General features: G+C 65.4%; 18 protein-coding genes. 9 read left to right on the top strand and 9 right to left on the bottom strand.

All coding sequences use genetic code 11. The features are described from left to right. Window positions 1–159: 159 nt before the first annotated feature. The 5 genes from ACW17U_RS09605 to ACW17U_RS09625 form a co-directional block, all read right to left on the bottom strand. Window positions 160–1,383, bottom strand: a complete 1,224-nt coding sequence (locus tag ACW17U_RS09605; protein ID WP_492052168.1) for an efflux RND transporter periplasmic adaptor subunit — start codon at window positions 1,381–1,383, stop codon at window positions 160–162. A 9-nt stretch (window positions 1,384–1,392) separates the two neighbouring features. Further along, entirely contained in the window at window positions 1,393–2,622 is a 1,230-nt protein-coding gene (locus tag ACW17U_RS09610; RefSeq protein ID WP_492052169.1) for a TolC family protein, read from the bottom strand. 57 nt (window positions 2,623–2,679) lie between these two features. Beyond that, window positions 2,680–3,039, bottom strand: coding sequence for a hypothetical protein (locus ACW17U_RS09615; protein ID WP_492052171.1), 360 nt, complete (start codon window positions 3,037–3,039; stop codon window positions 2,680–2,682). Between the two features lie 68 nt (window positions 3,040–3,107). After that, window positions 3,108–3,464, bottom strand: coding sequence for a DUF3703 domain-containing protein (locus tag ACW17U_RS09620; protein WP_492052172.1), 357 nt, complete (start codon window positions 3,462–3,464; stop codon window positions 3,108–3,110). Continuing rightward, window positions 3,457–4,215: a cation efflux transmembrane domain-containing protein gene (locus tag ACW17U_RS09625; protein WP_492052173.1), complete on the bottom strand. Its 759-nt coding sequence runs from the start codon at window positions 4,213–4,215 to the stop codon at window positions 3,457–3,459. The genes ACW17U_RS09620 and ACW17U_RS09625 overlap by 8 nt, the downstream gene beginning before the upstream one ends. A 50-nt stretch (window positions 4,216–4,265) precedes the next feature. Here ACW17U_RS09625 and ACW17U_RS09630 point away from each other — a divergent pair, with 50 nt between their 5' ends. The 3 genes from ACW17U_RS09630 to ACW17U_RS09640 all read left to right on the top strand — a co-directional run bounded on the left by ACW17U_RS09630 (window position 4,266) and on the right by ACW17U_RS09640 (window position 6,289). Beyond that, the gene (locus ACW17U_RS09630) at window positions 4,266–4,658 is read left to right on the top strand and encodes a MerR family transcriptional regulator (protein WP_492052174.1); all 393 of its coding nucleotides are present in this window, start codon (window positions 4,266–4,268) and stop codon (window positions 4,656–4,658) included. A 180-nt stretch (window positions 4,659–4,838) separates the two neighbouring features. Then, a complete protein-coding gene (locus ACW17U_RS09635; protein WP_492052161.1) occupies window positions 4,839–5,537 on the top strand; it encodes an IS6 family transposase in 699 nt (232 codons plus the stop codon). Between the two features lie 65 nt (window positions 5,538–5,602). After that, window positions 5,603–6,289, top strand: a complete 687-nt coding sequence (locus ACW17U_RS09640) for a DUF885 domain-containing protein (RefSeq protein ID WP_492052176.1) — start codon at window positions 5,603–5,605, stop codon at window positions 6,287–6,289. Between the two features lie 750 nt (window positions 6,290–7,039). On the opposite strand, the gene ACW17U_RS09645 is transcribed toward ACW17U_RS09640, so the two are convergent. Genes ACW17U_RS09645 through ACW17U_RS09655 form a run of 3 tightly spaced genes read right to left on the bottom strand, consistent with a single transcriptional unit; the run spans window position 7,040 to window position 9,005 of the window. Further along, a complete protein-coding gene (locus ACW17U_RS09645) occupies window positions 7,040–7,243 on the bottom strand; it encodes a YgaP family membrane protein (protein WP_062145806.1) in 204 nt (67 codons plus the stop codon). Window positions 7,244–7,245: 2 nt separating this feature from the next. Next, a complete protein-coding gene (locus tag ACW17U_RS09650; protein WP_492052177.1) occupies window positions 7,246–7,707 on the bottom strand; it encodes a thioredoxin domain-containing protein in 462 nt (153 codons plus the stop codon). 17 nt (window positions 7,708–7,724) lie between these two features. Further along, a complete protein-coding gene (locus tag ACW17U_RS09655; protein WP_492052178.1) occupies window positions 7,725–9,005 on the bottom strand; it encodes an NAD(P)/FAD-dependent oxidoreductase in 1,281 nt (426 codons plus the stop codon). A gap of 222 nt (window positions 9,006–9,227) precedes the next feature. Here ACW17U_RS09655 and ACW17U_RS09660 point away from each other — a divergent pair, with 222 nt between their 5' ends. The 4 genes from ACW17U_RS09660 to ACW17U_RS09675 all read left to right on the top strand — a co-directional run bounded on the left by ACW17U_RS09660 (window position 9,228) and on the right by ACW17U_RS09675 (window position 14,286). Beyond that, window positions 9,228–9,554, top strand: coding sequence for a rhodanese-like domain-containing protein (locus ACW17U_RS09660; protein WP_492052179.1), 327 nt, complete (start codon window positions 9,228–9,230; stop codon window positions 9,552–9,554). Window positions 9,555–9,584: 30 nt separating this feature from the next. Next, the gene (locus ACW17U_RS09665; RefSeq protein ID WP_492052180.1) at window positions 9,585–10,619 is read left to right on the top strand and encodes an efflux RND transporter periplasmic adaptor subunit; all 1,035 of its coding nucleotides are present in this window, start codon (window positions 9,585–9,587) and stop codon (window positions 10,617–10,619) included. Next, window positions 10,616–13,825 (top strand): efflux RND transporter permease subunit, encoded by a 3,210-nt coding sequence (locus tag ACW17U_RS09670; RefSeq protein ID WP_492052181.1) that lies wholly within the window; start codon window positions 10,616–10,618, stop codon window positions 13,823–13,825. Before ACW17U_RS09665 ends, ACW17U_RS09670 begins: the two co-directional genes overlap by 4 nt. A gap of 122 nt (window positions 13,826–13,947) precedes the next feature. Continuing rightward, window positions 13,948–14,286, top strand: a complete 339-nt coding sequence (locus tag ACW17U_RS09675) for an ArsR/SmtB family transcription factor (RefSeq protein ID WP_062145793.1) — start codon at window positions 13,948–13,950, stop codon at window positions 14,284–14,286. Here ACW17U_RS09675 and ACW17U_RS09680 read toward each other — a convergent pair. After that, window positions 14,283–14,822: a TetR/AcrR family transcriptional regulator gene (locus ACW17U_RS09680; protein WP_492052182.1), complete on the bottom strand. Its 540-nt coding sequence runs from the start codon at window positions 14,820–14,822 to the stop codon at window positions 14,283–14,285. The two genes, ACW17U_RS09675 and ACW17U_RS09680, sit on opposite strands and share 4 nt — an antisense overlap. Window positions 14,823–14,968: 146 nt before the next feature. On the opposite strand from ACW17U_RS09680, the gene ACW17U_RS09685 reads away from it, so the two are divergent. Both ACW17U_RS09685 and ACW17U_RS09690 read left to right on the top strand, forming a co-directional pair. Beyond that, window positions 14,969–15,799, top strand: coding sequence for a sterol desaturase family protein (locus ACW17U_RS09685; RefSeq protein ID WP_492052184.1), 831 nt, complete (start codon window positions 14,969–14,971; stop codon window positions 15,797–15,799). Window positions 15,800–15,801: 2 nt separating this feature from the next. After that, window positions 15,802–16,638 carry an ABC transporter six-transmembrane domain-containing protein gene (locus ACW17U_RS09690; RefSeq protein ID WP_492052186.1) on the top strand — a complete coding sequence of 279 codons (837 nt, stop codon included), beginning with the start codon at window positions 15,802–15,804 and terminating at the stop codon, window positions 16,636–16,638. The last annotated feature ends 10 nt before the right edge of the window (window positions 16,639–16,648 follow it).

Raw genomic sequence — 16,648 nt, forward strand, 5'->3', positions numbered from 1 at the left:
GTCGCGGTGAGCACCTTCAGATGGCCTTGGCTTACCAGCTCGAAGGCGGGTTGAGGCGTTGCCCGACCCTGGGCTAACGCGGGCGTCGCCAGGGCCGCCAAGATGGACAGTACAGCGCAAGCGCTTGCGGGGGGTGCGAGGTTTCGCATTGTTGCGCGCCTAGTGCCCATGCTCAGCCTCCCCCTTGCCAAGCTCGGCCTTCAACAGGAACGCGCCCTGACCAGCGATCTGCTCTCCAGCGGTCACGCCCGAGAGGATTTCCACCCGGCCGCCACCGCGCCGGCCGATCTTCACCGGCCGCGCCGTGAACCCGTCCTTGCCGCGAATAAAGACAGTGTCGGCGCCTTCGACCGACTGCACCGACTCCTCGGGCACGGAGAACCGATCGCCCGAAGCCGCCCCGCGCGGCGTGATCCGCACGCGAAGAGCCTGGCCCGGAACGAGGCCGGCCTGACCTTGCGCAACGGTGAGGATCGCCGTGGCGGCCCGGCTTTCGACGTCGACGCCGGGGGTGATCGACCGAACCACGGCCGGGATCGTACCCTGCGCGGTTTCGATCATGGCGCGATCGCCTGAAGCGACACGGCCAGCGTCCGACGCTGGGAGCGAGGCCTGAACCTCGATCTTGCGCGGATCGGCGATGCGGAAGAGTTCGGTTCCGGCCGTCACATAGGATCCGAGCACGGCCGGGGCAGCGGTGATGCGGCCGGAGATCGGACTGGAGACGGTCACGAAGCGGCCGTTGGCGCTGACACCGGCGGCAAGGCCGGCGCTGGAGGCGCGCCGCAGCTCTGCCTCGGCGATGGCGACCTCGGCCTGGGCCGCTTCAAGATCTTGGCGGGCGGTGATCTTGGCGTCGAACAGGCGCTTCTCGCGCGCATAGGCCTGGCGAGCGGCAGTCGCTTTGGCGGCGGCGGCGGCGCGTTCGGCGCTGATGGCTGCCGCGTCGCGGCTCTCGATCGAGGCCAAGGCCTCTCCGGCGCGCACCGGGTCGCCGAGACGCTTGTTGATCCGCACCACGGCGCCGTCGGCGCGGGCCGCCAGGGTCGCGGCGCCGTCGGGCGAAGCGATCACCGAGGCCTGCGCCACGATCCCCGCTCCCAGCCCGCCGACGGCGAGGGTCTCCAGCTTGATGCCCGACGTGGCCAGCCGCTCGGCATTCATCTCAATGTGGCCTTCTTCTTCCTCATGTCCGGCCTCGGCTTCACCCTCCTTGTGGTCGGCTTCGCCTTCCTTGTGCTCGCCTTCCTCGGCCGCGGCCGCGGGGGTCTCGGCCTTGGGGGCCAGCATTGTCCGGCCGATCACGGCGCCGACGCCGGCGGCCAGCAGGCTGCTGATCGCCACGGCGGCCAGCAGGGTTTTCTTGTCAGTGGGTCTGGGCATGTGGGGGTCCTATTGCGCGGCGGCGCGTTCGAGCGCGGCCAGCGCCTTGGCGCGCTCAAGGCGCGCGGCGATGAGGTCATTGCGGGAAGCCGACAACGCGGCCTGGGCGTCCAGGACATCGAGCAGCGAGAACTTGCCGGCCTGGAAGCCCTGACGGGCTAGGTCCACGGCCTGCTGCGCCTGGGGCACGGTTCGGCTTTGCAGCACCTCCAGGCGGGCCTCGGCGGCCCGCAGGGAGGCTTGGGCGTCGCGAACCGCGCGGACGGACCGGGCCAGAACCAGGCGCTCGCGCGCTTCGGCAGCCGTGGCGTCTGCGCGGGCGGCGGCGACGTTGCCCTGGTTGCGGTCCCGGATCGGGATGGGCGCAGTAAAGCCGACGATCAGGGCTTGATCGCCTGTCTGCTCGAAACGCCGGACACCCGCCTGGATCGTCAGGTCGGGCCTACCGGCCGCGCGCTCGCGGTCGATCGCCGCTTGGGCTGCCTCCCGCTCGGCCTGGGCCAGCCGGACGTCGAGGGAAGCCGTCGGGTCGATCGCAGCCGACAAGGTCGGCCCGGCTGGCGGTTCGACCAGATCGATCTCAGGGTCGGGATCGGCCCAGAGACTGGTCAAAGCGCGACGGGCGGCTGCGGCCTGGGCCTGGGCCGCGAGCACTGCAGCGTCGGCTTCGTCGCTGGCGGTGCGGGCGCGCAGAGCGCGTAGCGGCGGCTCACGACCCGCCTCGACCAGTGTCGCGGCGACGCCTGCCAGATCGTTGGCGCGTTCGGCGGCTTCCTTGGCCAAGGCGACACGGGCGTCGGCCTCCAGCGCCTCGGCATATTGCGTCTTCACCTCCTGGATGAGGTCGGCCCGAGCGATGGCCACGCGCACGATGGCGGCTTCGACCTCGGCCTGGGCGGCGGCGACCCGGGTTCGGCGCTTGCCGCCCAACTCAAGGCGCTGGCCGATCGAGAATGTCGTCTCGGCGCTGGAAAACCCCTCATAGGGCCCCGAGCCGGCGATGTTCTCGCTCTCAAGGCTGGCTTCCGGATTGGGTGAGAAGCCTGCCTGACGCGCCCGGCCCTGGGCGGCGGCGAGCGCGGCCTGGGCAGAGGTGATCAAGGGTGACTGGGCCTGGGCTCTTTCGAGCGCGGCGGCCAGGGTGACAGGAGCGGCGACCGCGCGCACAGGCGCGCCGAGGCTCACGAGGGCCAGGACCGCGCCGAAAATGGCGGCGGGCCGGGCATATGACGATGGCATGAAATGTCCCTACTTGCGTTCTGACGAAGGCGAACACGCGCGTCGGCGCGGTCGGGGTCAGGCGCGAGGGGGCTTGTTGAGGCGGTCGGAGGCCCGTGAGGGCGGCAGGCCGGCGATGGCCGGGGTAAGACGTGCGTGGGCGATGGCAAGCGCGTCTGTTTGCGTGGTCTGCGCGCCAATCAGCGGCGCAGCATGATGACAGTGCCCATGCAGGCACGCATCGACGTCGCCTTTGCCATGCTCATCGCCCGCCGTGTCGAGCGATGCGGTGGCTTCCACCACCACCAGACTTTCGGCAGAAGACAGCTCGACGCCACAGATCGCCGAATCGACCGCAGGCGCAACGACCAGCGACAGCAGCAGGCAGGCGATCACAACGCCTCCCGTTCGCTTCAGCCATGTCGTCAGCTTGATCATAAAGTTTCCTATATCGGCGAAAGTCTTAGCCGGGAATGCGTTACATAGTCACAAACGCAACCTTGTTCTTATCCAGTCTGATCGTCGCAAAATCGGGCCAGGTCGCTTGGCAGAGCCATGGGCTTCTTTGGGGCGACATCCGCGCCGCCTGTGTTTCCCACCGGCAGCCAGCCGAGCAAGGACAGCAGACCGCCCGCAGCCAGGCGGAGGATCTGGCCCCTCACTTCGCGGCCGTCCCTGCGTTTCCACCCGATCCTGAGCATCATCCAATGGGTCCAGGTGTGCGCTCCGGCCCAAGGCTGACCCAGGATGTGGGCTCGCTCAAGGCGGCCAAAGGCTTCGGCGAGGCGTCCCGCCGCGAAGGCGGCCTTGGCAAGATCAGCCTCTTGGACATAGGCCAACCAGCGTTCCTTCGATTTAAGCATCGCGATCCTCCGCAGCGGGCGAACGACGGGTCAAGATTGTTGGGCGAACCAGGCCCCTCCACGCCGAAGCGCTTGGTCGCGGCGCGGGCTCGCTCGTCGCGGAGCGACGTTCGGCGCGCGCCTGACGAACGATCTGGTAGGCCGAACTGAGGAAGACACCAGCCAGGAGCAAGCCGACGATCAAGTCGGGCCAACGTGAATTGGTCAGCCAAACCAGAGCGCCGGTGGCGGCGACCGCGAGACACTGGATCAGGTCGCTGCGCGTACACAGCCAGACCGACCGGACATTGGCGTCGCCGTCCCGGAAGCGAACGAGCAAGGCCGCCGCCAGGAGATTGGCTAAGGCCCCGAAAATGCCCAAGGCCGAGATCGCCTGACCGGACGGTGGCGCTCCCGTCCAGGCCCGCCAGACCGCATATCCCGCGACCGAAAGCGCCACGGCGCCCAGGCTGACGCCCTTAAAGAGGGCCGCGCCGCTTCGGATCGCCACCGAACGACCGATCGCCCAAAGGCTGATGGCGTAGGTGGCGCTATCGGCGAGGAAGTCGAGCGCGTTGGCCGACAGCGACACCGACCCTTGTAGTTGCCCGCCGATCAGGACCACGACGAACCCGACAAGGTTGATGGCGATCACGCCGCGCAGGGCGCGACGGTAGGCGGGCGTCGCGCCGTCGAATTTGACGTCGGCGCCGCAGCAGCTCGAAACGGCGGGGGTGGGGGAACAGGACTGGCTCATGATCTCACCGTGCATCCTCTAGCCACTAGAGGAGCAAGCGCTTATTTTGGGACGCAGGAGACGCCATGACCATTTCCATCGGACAGCTCGCCGCCGCCTCGGGCGTCAAGATCCCAACCATCCGATTCTATGAAGAGATCGGCCTGATGCCGACCGCGCGCCGCGCCGCCAACGACCGGCGGATCTATGGCCAGGAGGGCGTCCAGCGGTTGGCTTTCATCCGTCACGCCCGGCAGTTGGGGTTCTCGGTCGAGGCGATCCGCAACCTTCTGGATCTGTCCGACCACCCGGAACGCCATTGCGGCGAAGCCAACCGACTGGCCGCTGTGCAGCTCGACGACGTCGAAGCCCGGATCGCCCAGCTGCAAACCTTGCGCGTCGAGCTGCGCCGCATGGTCGATGCGGCCTGCAACGGCCAGGCCGGCGACTGCAGGGTTATCGAGGCGCTGGCGGGATAGGCGATTGGCTGGATCGCTGGTTAGATTGACACTCAGGTGGTCAGGCCGTGGCTAACCAAGGTTTGCTGCTCTGTCGAGACTTCGGTGCTCTGAGCCTGAAGGCAAAACGCCCGCCTATTTCGAGGCGGGGCGCTGTCAGAGCAAATTGCTGACGCCGCCCCTGGCCGGTAGCCTGCTGGGATGAGCAACCCATTCCGCTACTTCAACAGCTCGCCCGAGGTGATCCGCCTGGTGGTGATGATGTACGTCAAGTACCCGCTGTCGCTTAGGAACGTTGAAGACCTCCTGGCCGAACGGGGCATCGACATTTGCCACGAGACGGTGCGGTTCTGGTGGAACAGGTTTGGCCCGATGTTGGCCGCCGAGATCCGCCAAAAACGGGTCCGGCGGATGAGGGCCTTCACGAACTGGAAATGGCATCTCGACGAGATCTACGTGAAGATCAACGGCCAGATGCACTACCTCTGGCGGGCCGTCGACCACGAGGGTGAAGTGCTAGAGTCCTTCGCCAGCAAGACCCGCGACAAGCCTGCGGCGTTGAAGTTCATGAAGAAACTGATGAAGCGGCACGGACGTGCCAAGGCGGTCACCACCGACGGCCTGCGCTCTTATAGGGCGGCGATGAAGGAACTCGGCAACACCGAGAAGCAGGAGATTGGCCGCTGGGCCAACAACCGTTGTGAGAACTCACACCTACCGTTCCGGCGACGAGAACGGGCCATGCTGCGGTTCCGACAGATGAAGAGCCTGCAGAAATTCAGCTCCGTCCACGCCGCCTTCCACAACCACTTCAACCAGGACCGCCACCTCATCAACCGGGAGACTTACAAGACCCAACGCTCAGCCGCCTTGGCTGAGTGGCAATCTCTCATGGCTTGAGACCAGGCTGCTTCTGCTCGAACTGCGCCCAGTGGAGACAAGTTGGGGTTAGACTGACAGCACCCGTGCGAGAGATCCCGGCCGAGATCGCCGAAGGCAACACCACGGCCTACTACAACCCGGGTTTCGCCAGCACTGGGGCGCCCGGGGTCTATTTCGTCAATACGACACACCTGGACCAACGCCCCCTTTATGAGATGCCGGCCCTGACGGTGCACGAGGCCGTGCCTGGGCATCACCACCAGATCGCGCTGCAGCAGGAACTGGACCTTCCGGAATTCCGCAAGAACGCGGCCTTCTTCACGGCCTTCGTCGAGGGCTGGGGCCTCTATTCGGAGCGGCTCGGCATCGAGATGGGCCTGTACGACACGCCCGAGAAGGACATGGGTCGACTGTCCTACGAGATGTGGCGCGCCTGCCGGCTGGTGGTCGACACCGGCGTCCACGCCAAGGGCTGGTCGCGCAATCAGGCGATCGACTTCATGCTGGAGAACACGGCTCTGTCGCGCACCAACATCGAGGCCGAGGTCGACCGCTACATCACCTGGCCAGGCCAAGCGCTGGCCTACAAGGTGGGTGAACTGAAAATCCGCGAACTGCGTACGCGGGCCGAAACGACGCTGGGCAACAGGTTCGACTTGCGCGGCTTTCACGACGTGGTGCTGAAGAACGGCTCGGTTCCGCTCAACGTGCTGGAAGCCCAGGTTGATGCCTGGATCGCAGCGCAGATCGCGGCTCAAGGACGTCCTTAGCATCCTGCTCTGTTGGCGTTGGCGGCAACACACGCCTGTCGCTGATGTCCGCGATGCGAGCCTCATGGCCAATGGTCGAAGGTCCGATCTAGAGCTAGAGCCTGATTTCCGACCCCGACCCATGACCGACGGGCGACAGAATCGCCCTCTCGTAGAGGGAGGCGTTCGAGCGCCCCCCCTTGCCGGTCGTGGCCAAGGGCAGCTTTCGCGGCGGCGCTGCGCCATGAGCGGCCGTTGGAGCAGCTCCAGACTCCCGACCGATCGGCACAAAACCTAGTCGGTGCCACTCGAAGCCAAAAATCGAACCCGGCCGGTTCGTGTGAGGACGCCCGATCGAGCTTTTGGATTTCTGGGCCAGCTACCGCCGGTTGGATGGCTGCCGCGCTCGATCGCCGTCAGCCCGTCGCTCTGACACACTGTTGAGCGATCGATCCTTGCCCAACGGCGGAGACCACGTCTCCGAGGCGATCGGCGCTGGGGCGGACTGGACATCGGGACCCGAAGGAACCCGGTTCCGCCTGTCCCTACCTGTGACAAGACCGTTCAGCTCAAGCCGATCGGGATTGCCTTGCCTGGTGGCTCCCTAAGCTGATGCGTCCACAAAGGTGAGAAAGTGCCTTTTGGGTCGGCTAAACGGGTCGTTCGTTCAATAGCCGCCCTGATCCACTGTGGGGAGCCAGACCCGCACGAGACGGCGCTACACCGATTGAGCGCCTTAAATGGGACTCAGGCAGTCGGACCGGTGGGCGCTCACTGGAAGGCCATGCCGGGCTTGACGCCGAGCTTCTTGAAGATCATCGCGGCCGGGCAAAAGCCTGTGAAGGCCGCCTGGATCATGTTTAGGCCCGCAAAGATCGACAGGCCGATCCACCAGGGGTGAACAAACTGGGCCAGGCCGACGCCCAGCAAAACGACAAGGCCGGCAAAGGCCAGAACCATACGGTCGATGGTCATGATCAACCTCCTTCGGAGGCCGGGGCCTTGGCCCGGGCCAGGGCCTGGTGCGTCCAGGCGACGATCTGGGCGGTACTCATCAGTCCGGTAGACCGGGCGATGACGGCACCGTCGCGATAGAGCAGCAGGGCCGGAATACCCGAGACACCCAGCGCCCCAGCGGCCTGCGGCTCGGCTTCGGAATTGAGCTTCAGCAGCCGCACATCCGGTTCGAGCCGGGCGGCCGCGCCGGCAAACTGGGGGGCCATCGACCGGCAGGGTCCGCACCCCGGTGCCCAGACATCGACGAGCACGGCGACGCCCCGGCTCTTGCTCGCATGAGCCGCCAGTTGCGCCCCGCTGACCTCGGTCGGACCACCCGCGAACAGGCGCTCTCCGCAGCGGCCGCACTTAGCTGCCAGGGCGTTCCGGCTTTCGGGCGCGCGATTGGTCGCGCCGCAGGCGGGACAAACAAGCTGCCGCATCGCGGTACTCTCCCCCCTCAGGGCTTGATCTTGTGGATGCCCATGACGTCCAGGGCGAGCTTCTCGTAGAAGGGTTCGCTCTCGCCGCGCTTGACCTTGGCCAGGAAGTATTTTTCGAACCCGACCTTGGCCAGATGGACCCACTTGCCGCTCGCAGACCAGTTGACGTTGCGCGGCGGGATCTGGGGCTGGGCAATGAAGACCACGCCGCCGTCGCCGAAATCGGCCAGGCAGATGGCGTTCCAGGTCGCCTCATGGGTGGCGGGCTGGCCACTGAGGATCTCTTTGAAGTTCTGGGCGATGGCCGTGACCATGCTCTCGATCATGAAGCCGGTCTTGGGCACACCCACAGGCACCGGCGTCTTGCCGGTCGGGGCGATGGCAACGCACACCCCCAGGGCCATGACATTGGGATAGGTCGGATTGCGCTGGTGCTTGTCGATAAGGATGAACCCGCGCGGATTGGTCAGACCCTCGACACCGCGCACGGCGGCCACCCCCCTGAAGGCAGGCAACATCATCGAATAGGAAAACGGCAGATCGTGGGTCGCCTTGACCGCGCCGTCGTCGGCGATCTCCTCGACATGCATCATCCCGGCCTCGACCGAGGCGACCTTGGCGCTGGTGATCCACTTGATGTGGCGCTGGCGCATTTCGCTTTCCAGCAACCCCTTGGTGTCGCCAACTCCGTCCAGGCCCAGGTGACCGATATAGGGCTCGGAGGTCACGAAGGTCATCGGCACGCGGTCGCGCACCTTGCGGCGGCGCAATTCGGTGTCGAGGATCAGGGCAAATTCATAGGCCGGGCCGAAGCAGGAGGCACCCTGCACCGCACCGACCACGATCGGGCCTGGATTTTCGACGAAGCGATCGAAAGCGGTCGCCGCCGTCTCGGCGTGATCGACGTGGCAGATCGACTGGGTGAAGCCGGCATGCGGGCCAAGGCCCGGGATCTCGTCAAAGGCCAGCTCCGGACCGGTGGCGATCACCAGATAGTCGTAGTCCAGCAGCACGCCGTCGTTCAGCTCCAGCTGATTGCGTTCGGGCATGACCCTTGCCGCACCCACGCCCCGAAAGGCGATGCCCTTCTTCCTGAACACGGGCGGCAGCTTGACCTCGATGGCCTCGCGTCTGCGCCAGTGAACGGCGACCCACGGGTTTGAGGGCACAAAGTGGAAGGTGTCGCCCTGGGAGACCACCTCGACCACTGCTCTTTCGCCAACTGCCTGCTTGATCTCAAAGGCGGCGATGGCACCGCCCAGTCCGGCGCCCAGAATGACGATGCGTGGCCTGGTCATGATCCCGTTCCTCTAACACCGCAGTCTGAGGCCGACGCTGGGCGCTTTTCCGGCAACCGACTTTGATCAGGATCACATTGCGCCCGACCCGTCGGGCTAGCGTCATCCTGCGAAGGCTTGACTATATATAAGAAAAATAGCATATAAGCAATTATGAATTTTAAGCCCCGCGTCTTCGCGCCCCTCGGCGGGCGTCGGCGCGCCTTTCAAGGAGACCCGATAATGTTTGGATCCCCCAAGACACGCGACCTCACTGCACAACAGGTGAAGGCCGCCCTCGACGCCCAGGAAATCATGCTCGTCGATGTGCGCGAACTGGCCGAGTTCGAGGCCGAACGCATCCCCGGCGCGGTCAATGTTCCGCTGTCGACCTTTGACCCCAAAGCCCTGCCGGACGCTGGCGATAGGGCCGTAGTGTTCAGCTGCGGTTCGGGCAAGCGCTCGGCCACCGCTGTCGGCCACTGCCAGAAGGCCGGCCACGCGCTGGATACCCACCTGACCGGCGGCATAATGGCCTGGAAAGCCGCCGGCTTGCCCACCGTTCGATAGACGTCGCAGACATCATCTGGAGGGGACGCCATGTCGGCGCGGCCATATCTGATCAGCGCCTTGGGTGCAGCCCTGCTGCTCAGCGCCTGCGACCAGCCCAAGATCGCCACTGAGCCGCCAGCCAAGACGGCACCTGCAGCTGATCGACTGACGGTCAGGGCCCAGGTCGTGGCCGACATGAAGCCTGTTCCAGCCACCCTGACCACGCGCGACATGGCCGAGGCAAGGGCACGGATCTCCGGAACCTTGGTGGCGCTCAGCGTCAAGGAAGGGGATGTCGTCCGCCAGGGCCAGAGGATCGGCCAGGTCAGGGATGATCGGCTGACCCTGCAGACTGGTGCGCTCGACGCCCAGGCGGCCGCAGCCGCCGCCGAGTCAACCCGCGCCCAGGCCGATCTGACGCGCACCCGCTATCTGTTCTCGCAAGGGATCTATGCCCAGGCCCGGCTGGACCAGATCGAGGCCCAGGCCAAGGCTGCCACCGCCAATCTGGCGGCGGCCCGCGCCCAACGCGAAGCCAGCGCCGAGTTGGGCACCCAGGGCGCGATCCTGGCACCGGCCTCTGGCCGGGTCCTGCTGGCAAATGTTCCGGTCGGCTCGGTGGTGATGCCCGGGCAGTCGATCGCCAGGATCACCGCCGGCCCGCTGGTGGTCCGCATCGAGCTGCCGGAAAGCCAGGCCCAAGCCCTCAAGGTCGGCGACATCGTCGATCTGGCCGCAGAGGACCTTCGCGGAGTCGCCGCCCGCGGAACCATTGCTCAGATCTATCCGTCGATCACGGGCGGCCAGGTCACCGCCGATGTCGCCGCCCCCAACCTGCCCGGCGATTTGATCGGCCAGCGCGTACGTGCCGCCGTAAAGATCGGCGAGCGTCAGGCGATTATCATTCCCCGACGCTATGTCGTCACCCGGTTCGGCGTCGACTACGCCCGTTTGGTCGGTGCCAACGGGGTGATCTCAGAAGCCCCGATTCAGGCTCGCGCGAGCGCCACGGCCGACACGGTCGAGGTCCTGTCGGGCTTGCGTCCAGGCGACATCCTGACCCCGGCGGAGGCCGGCCGATGAATCTGGGGCTGTCGGGACGCCTGACCCGAGCGTCGATCCAGTCGCCGCTGACGCCGCTGGTCCTGCTGGCGGCCATCGCTGTAGGCCTTCTGGCCCTGGTCTCGATCCCCCGCGAGGAGGAACCGCAGATCAGCGTGCCCATGGTCGACATCATGGTCGCCGCGCCGGGCCTGCGTGCGCCCGACGCCATTGAGCTGGTCGGCAAGCCGCTGGAGACCATCGTCAAGAGCGTCGCCGAGGTCGAGCACGTCTATACCTTCGCTGACGACAATCAGGTGATGGTCACGGCCCGCTTCAAGGTCGGGGTCGATCCCGACGCAGCGGCGGTGCGCATCCACGAGAAGATCCGCGCCAATTACGACCGCATTCCGGCCGGCATCGCTGAGCCCCTGATCCAGACCCGGGGCATTAATGACGTGCCCAGCCTGGTTCTGACCCTGGCACCCAAGCCAGGCGCGCAGGGCCAGTGGACCGACCAGGCGCTGTATCAGTTGGCAGGCAAGCTGCGCACCGAGGTCGCGAAGGTCGATGATGTGGGCCTGACCTTCATTGTCGGCGGCCGCCCCGATGAAATCCGCGTCGCCCCGGATCCCGCGCGCCTGGCCCAGCATGGCGTGTCACTCGCCGTCCTGATGGATACGGTCCGCCAGGCCACCCGCGCCTTTCCCGCCGGGCAGATCCGCGGCGACGGTCGGGCGGTCGAAGTCACGGCCGGTCGGAGCCTGACCAGCGCCGTCGATATCGGCCTGCTGGCCCTGCCTTCAGCCAGCGGCCAAGCGGTTTATGTGCGCGATGTCGCCGATGTGGCCCAGGGGCCGCGCGAGGATCAGGCCCGCGCCTGGCGCTATGCCCGTGCCGACGGCGTCTGGAGCCAGGCCCCCGCCGTCAGCCTGGCCATCGCCAAGCGCAAGGGGGCCAATGCCGTCGTCGTCTCACAGGCCGTTCTGGCCCGTGTCGAGGCCCTGAAGGGCTCCCTCCTGCCACTAGGCCTGGATGTGGCCGTGACCCGCGACTATGGGGCCACGGCCAATGAAAAGGCCAATGAACTCCTTTTCCATCTGGGCCTGGCCACCCTGTCAATCGTGGTGCTGATCGGTCTGGCCATCGGCTGGCGCGAGGCGGCGGTCACTGCGGTGGTCATTCCGACCACGATCCTGCTGACCCTCTTCGCCTCCAACCTGATGGGCTACACGATCAATCGGGTCAGCCTGTTCGCCCTGATCTTCTCGATCGGCATCCTGGTCGACGACGCCATCGTCATGATCGAGAACATCGCCCGCCACTGGGCCATGAGCGACGGCCGAAGCCGGATCGACGCCGCGGTCGACGCTGTGGCCGAGGTGGGCAATCCCACCGTAGTCGCCACACTGACCGTGGTTTCGGCCCTGCTGCCCATGCTGTTTGTCTCGGGCCTGATGGGCCCCTACATGGCCCCGATTCCGGTCAACGCCTCGGCGGCCATGGTGTTTTCGTTCTTCGTCGCCGTGGTCATCGCCCCCTGGCTGATGGTCCGCTTCGCCCGCAAGACCCTGACGACCGGCGGGCATGGTCATGTCGGCGAGGGCAAGCTGGGCGCGCTCTATCGCCGCGTCGCCAGCCAGGTGATCGCCACCCGCAAAAGCGCCTGGACCTTCCTGATCGGCGTGGGCCTGGCCACCCTACTGGCCGGTGCCATGTTCGCCACCAAGACTGTGACCGTCAAACTGCTGCCTTTCGACAACAAGTCCGAGTTGCAGGTTGTTCTGGACATGCCGGAGGGAACCTCGCTGGAGGGCACCGCCCGGGCGCTGTCCGACGCGGCGGTCATCACCCGCACCCTGCCCGAGGTGACAGCAATAGACGCCTACGCAGGGACCGCCTCGCCGTTCAATTTCAACGGCCTGGTGCGCCACTACTATCTGCGCAACCGTCCCGACCAGGGCGACCTGTCGGTGTCGCTGGCCGGCAAGGGCGAGCGCAAGCGCTCCAGCCACCTCATCGCCCTGGACCTGCGTGAACGACTGACCAAGGTGGCCCTGCCGGCTGGCGCGTCGATCAAAGTGGTCGAGGCCCCTCCCGGACCGCCGGTCATGGCCACCCTGCTGGCCGAGATCTATGGCCCCGACGCTACGACCCGACGCGCCGTGGCCGAGCGGGTCAAGGGCGCCTTCAAATCCGTGCCCTACATTGTCGACATCGACGACAGCTATGGTCAGGCCCGACCCGGCCTGCGCCTTGTTCCCGACCGTGACCGCCTGGAAGCCCTGAAGGTCGATGACCGTCAGGTGCTGGACTCGATCGCCGCGGCCTTCGGCGGACAGGTCGTGGGCTACGCCCATCGCGGCGAGGGTCGCGATCCGCTGGAGATCTCGGTGCGTCTGCCGCAGTCGGCGCGCAGTTGGGACGAGGGCCTGGCGGCCCTGCCTGTAGCCCAGATCCAGGGCGGTCGGCTGGTGGCGTTGGGCGAGGTGGTCACCGCCACACGGGAGGCCGGCTCGACCCACATCTTCCGCCGCGACGGTCGCGACGTCGACATGATCATGGCCGAACTGGCCGGTGCCTATGAGGCCCCGATCTACGGCATGATGGCAGTCGACAAGGCGATCAAGGCCGCCGACTGGGGCGATCTTCCCAAGCCCGACATCCGTATGAACGGCCAGCCAACCGACGAGCGTAAACCAACCCTGCTATGGGACGGCGAATGGGAGATCACCTGGGTGACCTTCCGCGACATGGGCGCAGCCTTCGGCGTGGCGATCCTGGGTATCTATGTGCTGGTCGTCGCCCAGTTCAAAAGCTTCCGCCTGCCGCTGGTGATCCTCACGCCGATCCCCCTGACCCTGGTGGGTATCGTCATCGGCCACATCCTGTTTCGAGCCCCCTTCACCGCCACCTCGATGATCGGCTTCATCGCCCTGGCAGGGATCATCGTGCGCAACTCGATCCTGCTGGTCGACTTCATCCGTCACAGCCAGACCGGTGACCGGCCTCTGCGCGAGGTACTGCTGGAGGCCGGGGCCATCCGCTTCAAGCCGATCGTGCTCACGGCCCTGGCCGCCATGATCGGCGCGGCCGTGATCCTGTTCGACCCCATTTTCCAGGGCCTGGCGATTTCGCTTCTGTTTGGTCTCGCCTCGTCGACGGTGCTGACCGTGCTTGTCATCCCGGCCATCTACATCGTCCTGCGCGATGACGGTGTGGAAGAACCTCCGAGGTCTTCGGTCTGAGCGTTTCCAAACCCCACAGCCGGTGCTCGTCGCAAGGTTCCGACCTCACAGATAAACCGCTGCGACATCAGGGCCCGCTCGCACAAGCTTGAACCTTAATTCGTATCTTCTACATTAGGCATATGACCAAGGCTGCTTTCTCCAAACTGACTGACGATGTTCAGGAGCTGGCCGCCAGTGCCCAGTCTGCGGCTCGACTTCTCAAGCTCCTGGCGAGCGAGCAGCGACTGCTGATCCTCTGCCGCCTGATCGACGGCGAGGCATCGGTCGGTGATCTGGCGATCCATGTCGGCCTGGCTCAGTCAGCGACCTCGCAACATCTGGCCAAGATGCGGGCTGAGGGCCTGGTTGCGACCCGCCGCGAGGCCCAAACGATTTTCTATCGGCTTGCCGATCCGGCTGCGGTCCGCGTGCTGGAAACCCTTTGCGAAGTCTATCGCGGCAAGACCCTGACCCGCTAGGGCTTCAGCGCCCAGATCGATGGTGAGAAAGACCTGATCAATGGGGTGATCGGCTGACCAGGTTCGAAGCGGAGACGCAGTGCCAGGGCGTCGGCCAGGGTCAGAAACAGCAGAGCGAAGGAAGCCAGATCTGCATTGGCTCTTAGCCGTCCAGCGGCCTGATGGCGTTCGAGGACGGCGACGAGAGCTGCGTGCAGCTCAAGCTCGTCTTGCTGAAGCACGGCAGCGACGCGGGCGTTGCGACAGGCCTCGGCCGCAACCTCAGTCACCAAGTCGACATAGCCCGGCTCCATCGCCGCACCGATGACACTCACCAACAGGGCCTCCAGTCCTGCCAGAGGATCATCGGCCGCGCCGAGCGCTGCGATCTCGGCCAGGAGAGGCGCACGATCGATCGTGGCTGCCGCCGCGATCAGCGCGGCCTTGTCATCATAGTAGCGATAGAGGAGGCCCATGCTGACACCGGCCTCGCGCGCCACATCCTGCATACTGGCCCCGTGAAACCCCTTGGCCAAAAACACGCGCGCGGCGGCCATAGCGATTTCGGATGAGCGACGACGTTGCAGGTCGGGGTCAGCGGTGCGCAAAGCGGCCTCCATTCAATGAGCGAGCGCTCACTTTCCATTGACACGGCAAAATCATACAGTCAAAGAGTGAGCGCTCACTCATTTTATGGTGCCTCATGGAGATCATCGGACTTTTCGAAATGCTCGCCGGAGCGCTCTCAGCCGCGATCCTGATCATGCTGCCGATCGAGATTTGGCGGCAGCGCAGGACCTTGAACCTCGCGGCCTGGAAGGAGATGGCCGCCAGCTCCGGCGTCCTCCTGCCCGCCTTGGCCGCGAGCGGATTGGTTCTCGGCTTCATCACGGCCCTGTTTGGCATTGCGGACGCGCTCATACCCTGGCGCATTCCAACAACCTGGTGGAGCGCCCCGCTCTGTCTGTTGCTCGTTGATTTCTTGTTCTACTGGGATCACCGAGTGGCTCACCGCGTTCGTGCCCTATGGGCGGTCGCTCATTCTGTGCACCATTCGTCACCCCGTTTTGACCAGACGACCGGATTGCGGGTGTCCTTCGTCGACGGTTTTACCTCGCCCTGGTTCTATCTGCCTGCCGTTCTGATCGGCTTTGACCCCCTGCTCGTCGGGGCGGCCTTCGGCGTGATGTTGTCCTACCAGCAATGGCTTCACACAGAGACCATCGGCCGCCTGGGCTGGTTCGACCGGGTCTTCAACTCGCCCGCCAATCACCGTGTCCATCATGGCTCCCAGGAAATCTACCTGGACAAGAATTACGGCGGCATCCTGATCCTCTGGGATCGCCTGTTTGGCACTTGGGAACCGGAGCGGGAGCAGCCTGTCTATGGTCTGACGACCCCCATAAGCTCCAGTCATCTGTGGACAGTACATACTGCGGAAGCGCGGTCCTTATGGCTGGACCTCAAGGCTGCCCGCTCGTGGGGAGACCGCATGCGCCTGATCATTGCCCCGCCGGGCACGGTGGTGCCATGAGGGTGTCGTCGCTGACTCTGTTCGGTCCAGAGCGCCGCCGGATCTTTGCAGCCTACGGGCTGCTGACCATCGAGGAAATCTCGTTACTGGCATTGCCCGCCCTGATCGGCGTGACGATCGATCGTCTGCTTTCCGGAGACCTGACCGGGCTCCTGCTGCTGGCCTGCGGGGCGGGCGCGATCCTGGTGTCTGGGGCCCTGAGGCGCTTCTTCGATACGAGGGTTTTCTCTGCAGCGGAACAGCGACTATCGCAGACAGTAATGTCCAGTGCTGACTCTCCGGGCGTCCAGGTCGGACGACTTCGACAGGTCTACGAGGTGGTTCAAACCTATGAACGCAGCGTGCCTGAAGGGTTCTCGGCCATCATTGCAGGCGTCGGCTCCCTCACCATTTCAGCCTGGTACGACTGGCGTGTCGGATTGGCAGGGCTTGTTGTGGCCGCCACCCTTGTCGCTATGGACCGCCTCTATTCCGGCAAGGTTGAGAGGCTTAACGCCGCCTTGAATGGCCGGACAGAGCGCGATTTTGCAGTCCTGAGCCGCGGCAGCCCGCGTGGCCTGCACACCCATCTGACCCGCCGGCGAAAGCTGCAGGTGGCGCGATCGGATGCCGAGATCGCAATCTATCTGATGAACTGGATCGTGTTGCTCGCGCTGATCATCGCTACGCTCGCTCTAATTGCCGCGCCCGAGGCCACACCCGGGGCGGTCTTCGCCCAGTTGTCGTACATTCTCGCATTTGCGGAGAGCTGGAACCGATGGCCTGTGCTGACGGAGCGATTGTCTCACGCAAGCGACGTGGCGCGCCGGCTGAAAGGCAATGTCCAGACTGACCTGTGACTGCTGGATG

It is taken from the genome of Caulobacter sp. AVps16 (genome assembly GCF_058681455.1).

Excerpts from the sequence above, each read along its gene's own strand:
- ACW17U_RS09605 (WP_492052168.1), bottom strand. The coding sequence starts at position 1,383 with ATGCCCAGACCCACTGACAAGAAAACCCTGCTGGCCGCCGTGGCGATC.
- ACW17U_RS09610 (WP_492052169.1), bottom strand. The coding sequence starts at position 2,622 with ATGCCATCGTCATATGCCCGGCCCGCCGCCATTTTCGGCGCGGTCCTG.
- ACW17U_RS09615 (WP_492052171.1), bottom strand. The coding sequence starts at position 3,039 with ATGATCAAGCTGACGACATGGCTGAAGCGAACGGGAGGCGTTGTGATC.
- ACW17U_RS09620 (WP_492052172.1), bottom strand. The coding sequence starts at position 3,464 with ATGCTTAAATCGAAGGAACGCTGGTTGGCCTATGTCCAAGAGGCTGAT.
- ACW17U_RS09625 (WP_492052173.1), bottom strand. The coding sequence starts at position 4,215 with ATGCACGGTGAGATCATGAGCCAGTCCTGTTCCCCCACCCCCGCCGTT.
- ACW17U_RS09630 (WP_492052174.1), top strand. The coding sequence starts at position 4,266 with ATGACCATTTCCATCGGACAGCTCGCCGCCGCCTCGGGCGTCAAGATC.
- ACW17U_RS09635 (WP_492052161.1), top strand. The coding sequence starts at position 4,839 with ATGAGCAACCCATTCCGCTACTTCAACAGCTCGCCCGAGGTGATCCGC.
- ACW17U_RS09645 (WP_062145806.1), bottom strand. The coding sequence starts at position 7,243 with ATGACCATCGACCGTATGGTTCTGGCCTTTGCCGGCCTTGTCGTTTTG.
- ACW17U_RS09650 (WP_492052177.1), bottom strand. The coding sequence starts at position 7,707 with ATGCGGCAGCTTGTTTGTCCCGCCTGCGGCGCGACCAATCGCGCGCCC.
- ACW17U_RS09655 (WP_492052178.1), bottom strand. The coding sequence starts at position 9,005 with ATGACCAGGCCACGCATCGTCATTCTGGGCGCCGGACTGGGCGGTGCC.
- ACW17U_RS09660 (WP_492052179.1), top strand. The coding sequence starts at position 9,228 with ATGTTTGGATCCCCCAAGACACGCGACCTCACTGCACAACAGGTGAAG.
- ACW17U_RS09665 (WP_492052180.1), top strand. The coding sequence starts at position 9,585 with ATGTCGGCGCGGCCATATCTGATCAGCGCCTTGGGTGCAGCCCTGCTG.
- ACW17U_RS09670 (WP_492052181.1), top strand. The coding sequence starts at position 10,616 with ATGAATCTGGGGCTGTCGGGACGCCTGACCCGAGCGTCGATCCAGTCG.
- ACW17U_RS09675 (WP_062145793.1), top strand. The coding sequence starts at position 13,948 with ATGACCAAGGCTGCTTTCTCCAAACTGACTGACGATGTTCAGGAGCTG.
- ACW17U_RS09680 (WP_492052182.1), bottom strand. The coding sequence starts at position 14,822 with ATGGCCGCCGCGCGCGTGTTTTTGGCCAAGGGGTTTCACGGGGCCAGT.
- ACW17U_RS09685 (WP_492052184.1), top strand. The coding sequence starts at position 14,969 with ATGGAGATCATCGGACTTTTCGAAATGCTCGCCGGAGCGCTCTCAGCC.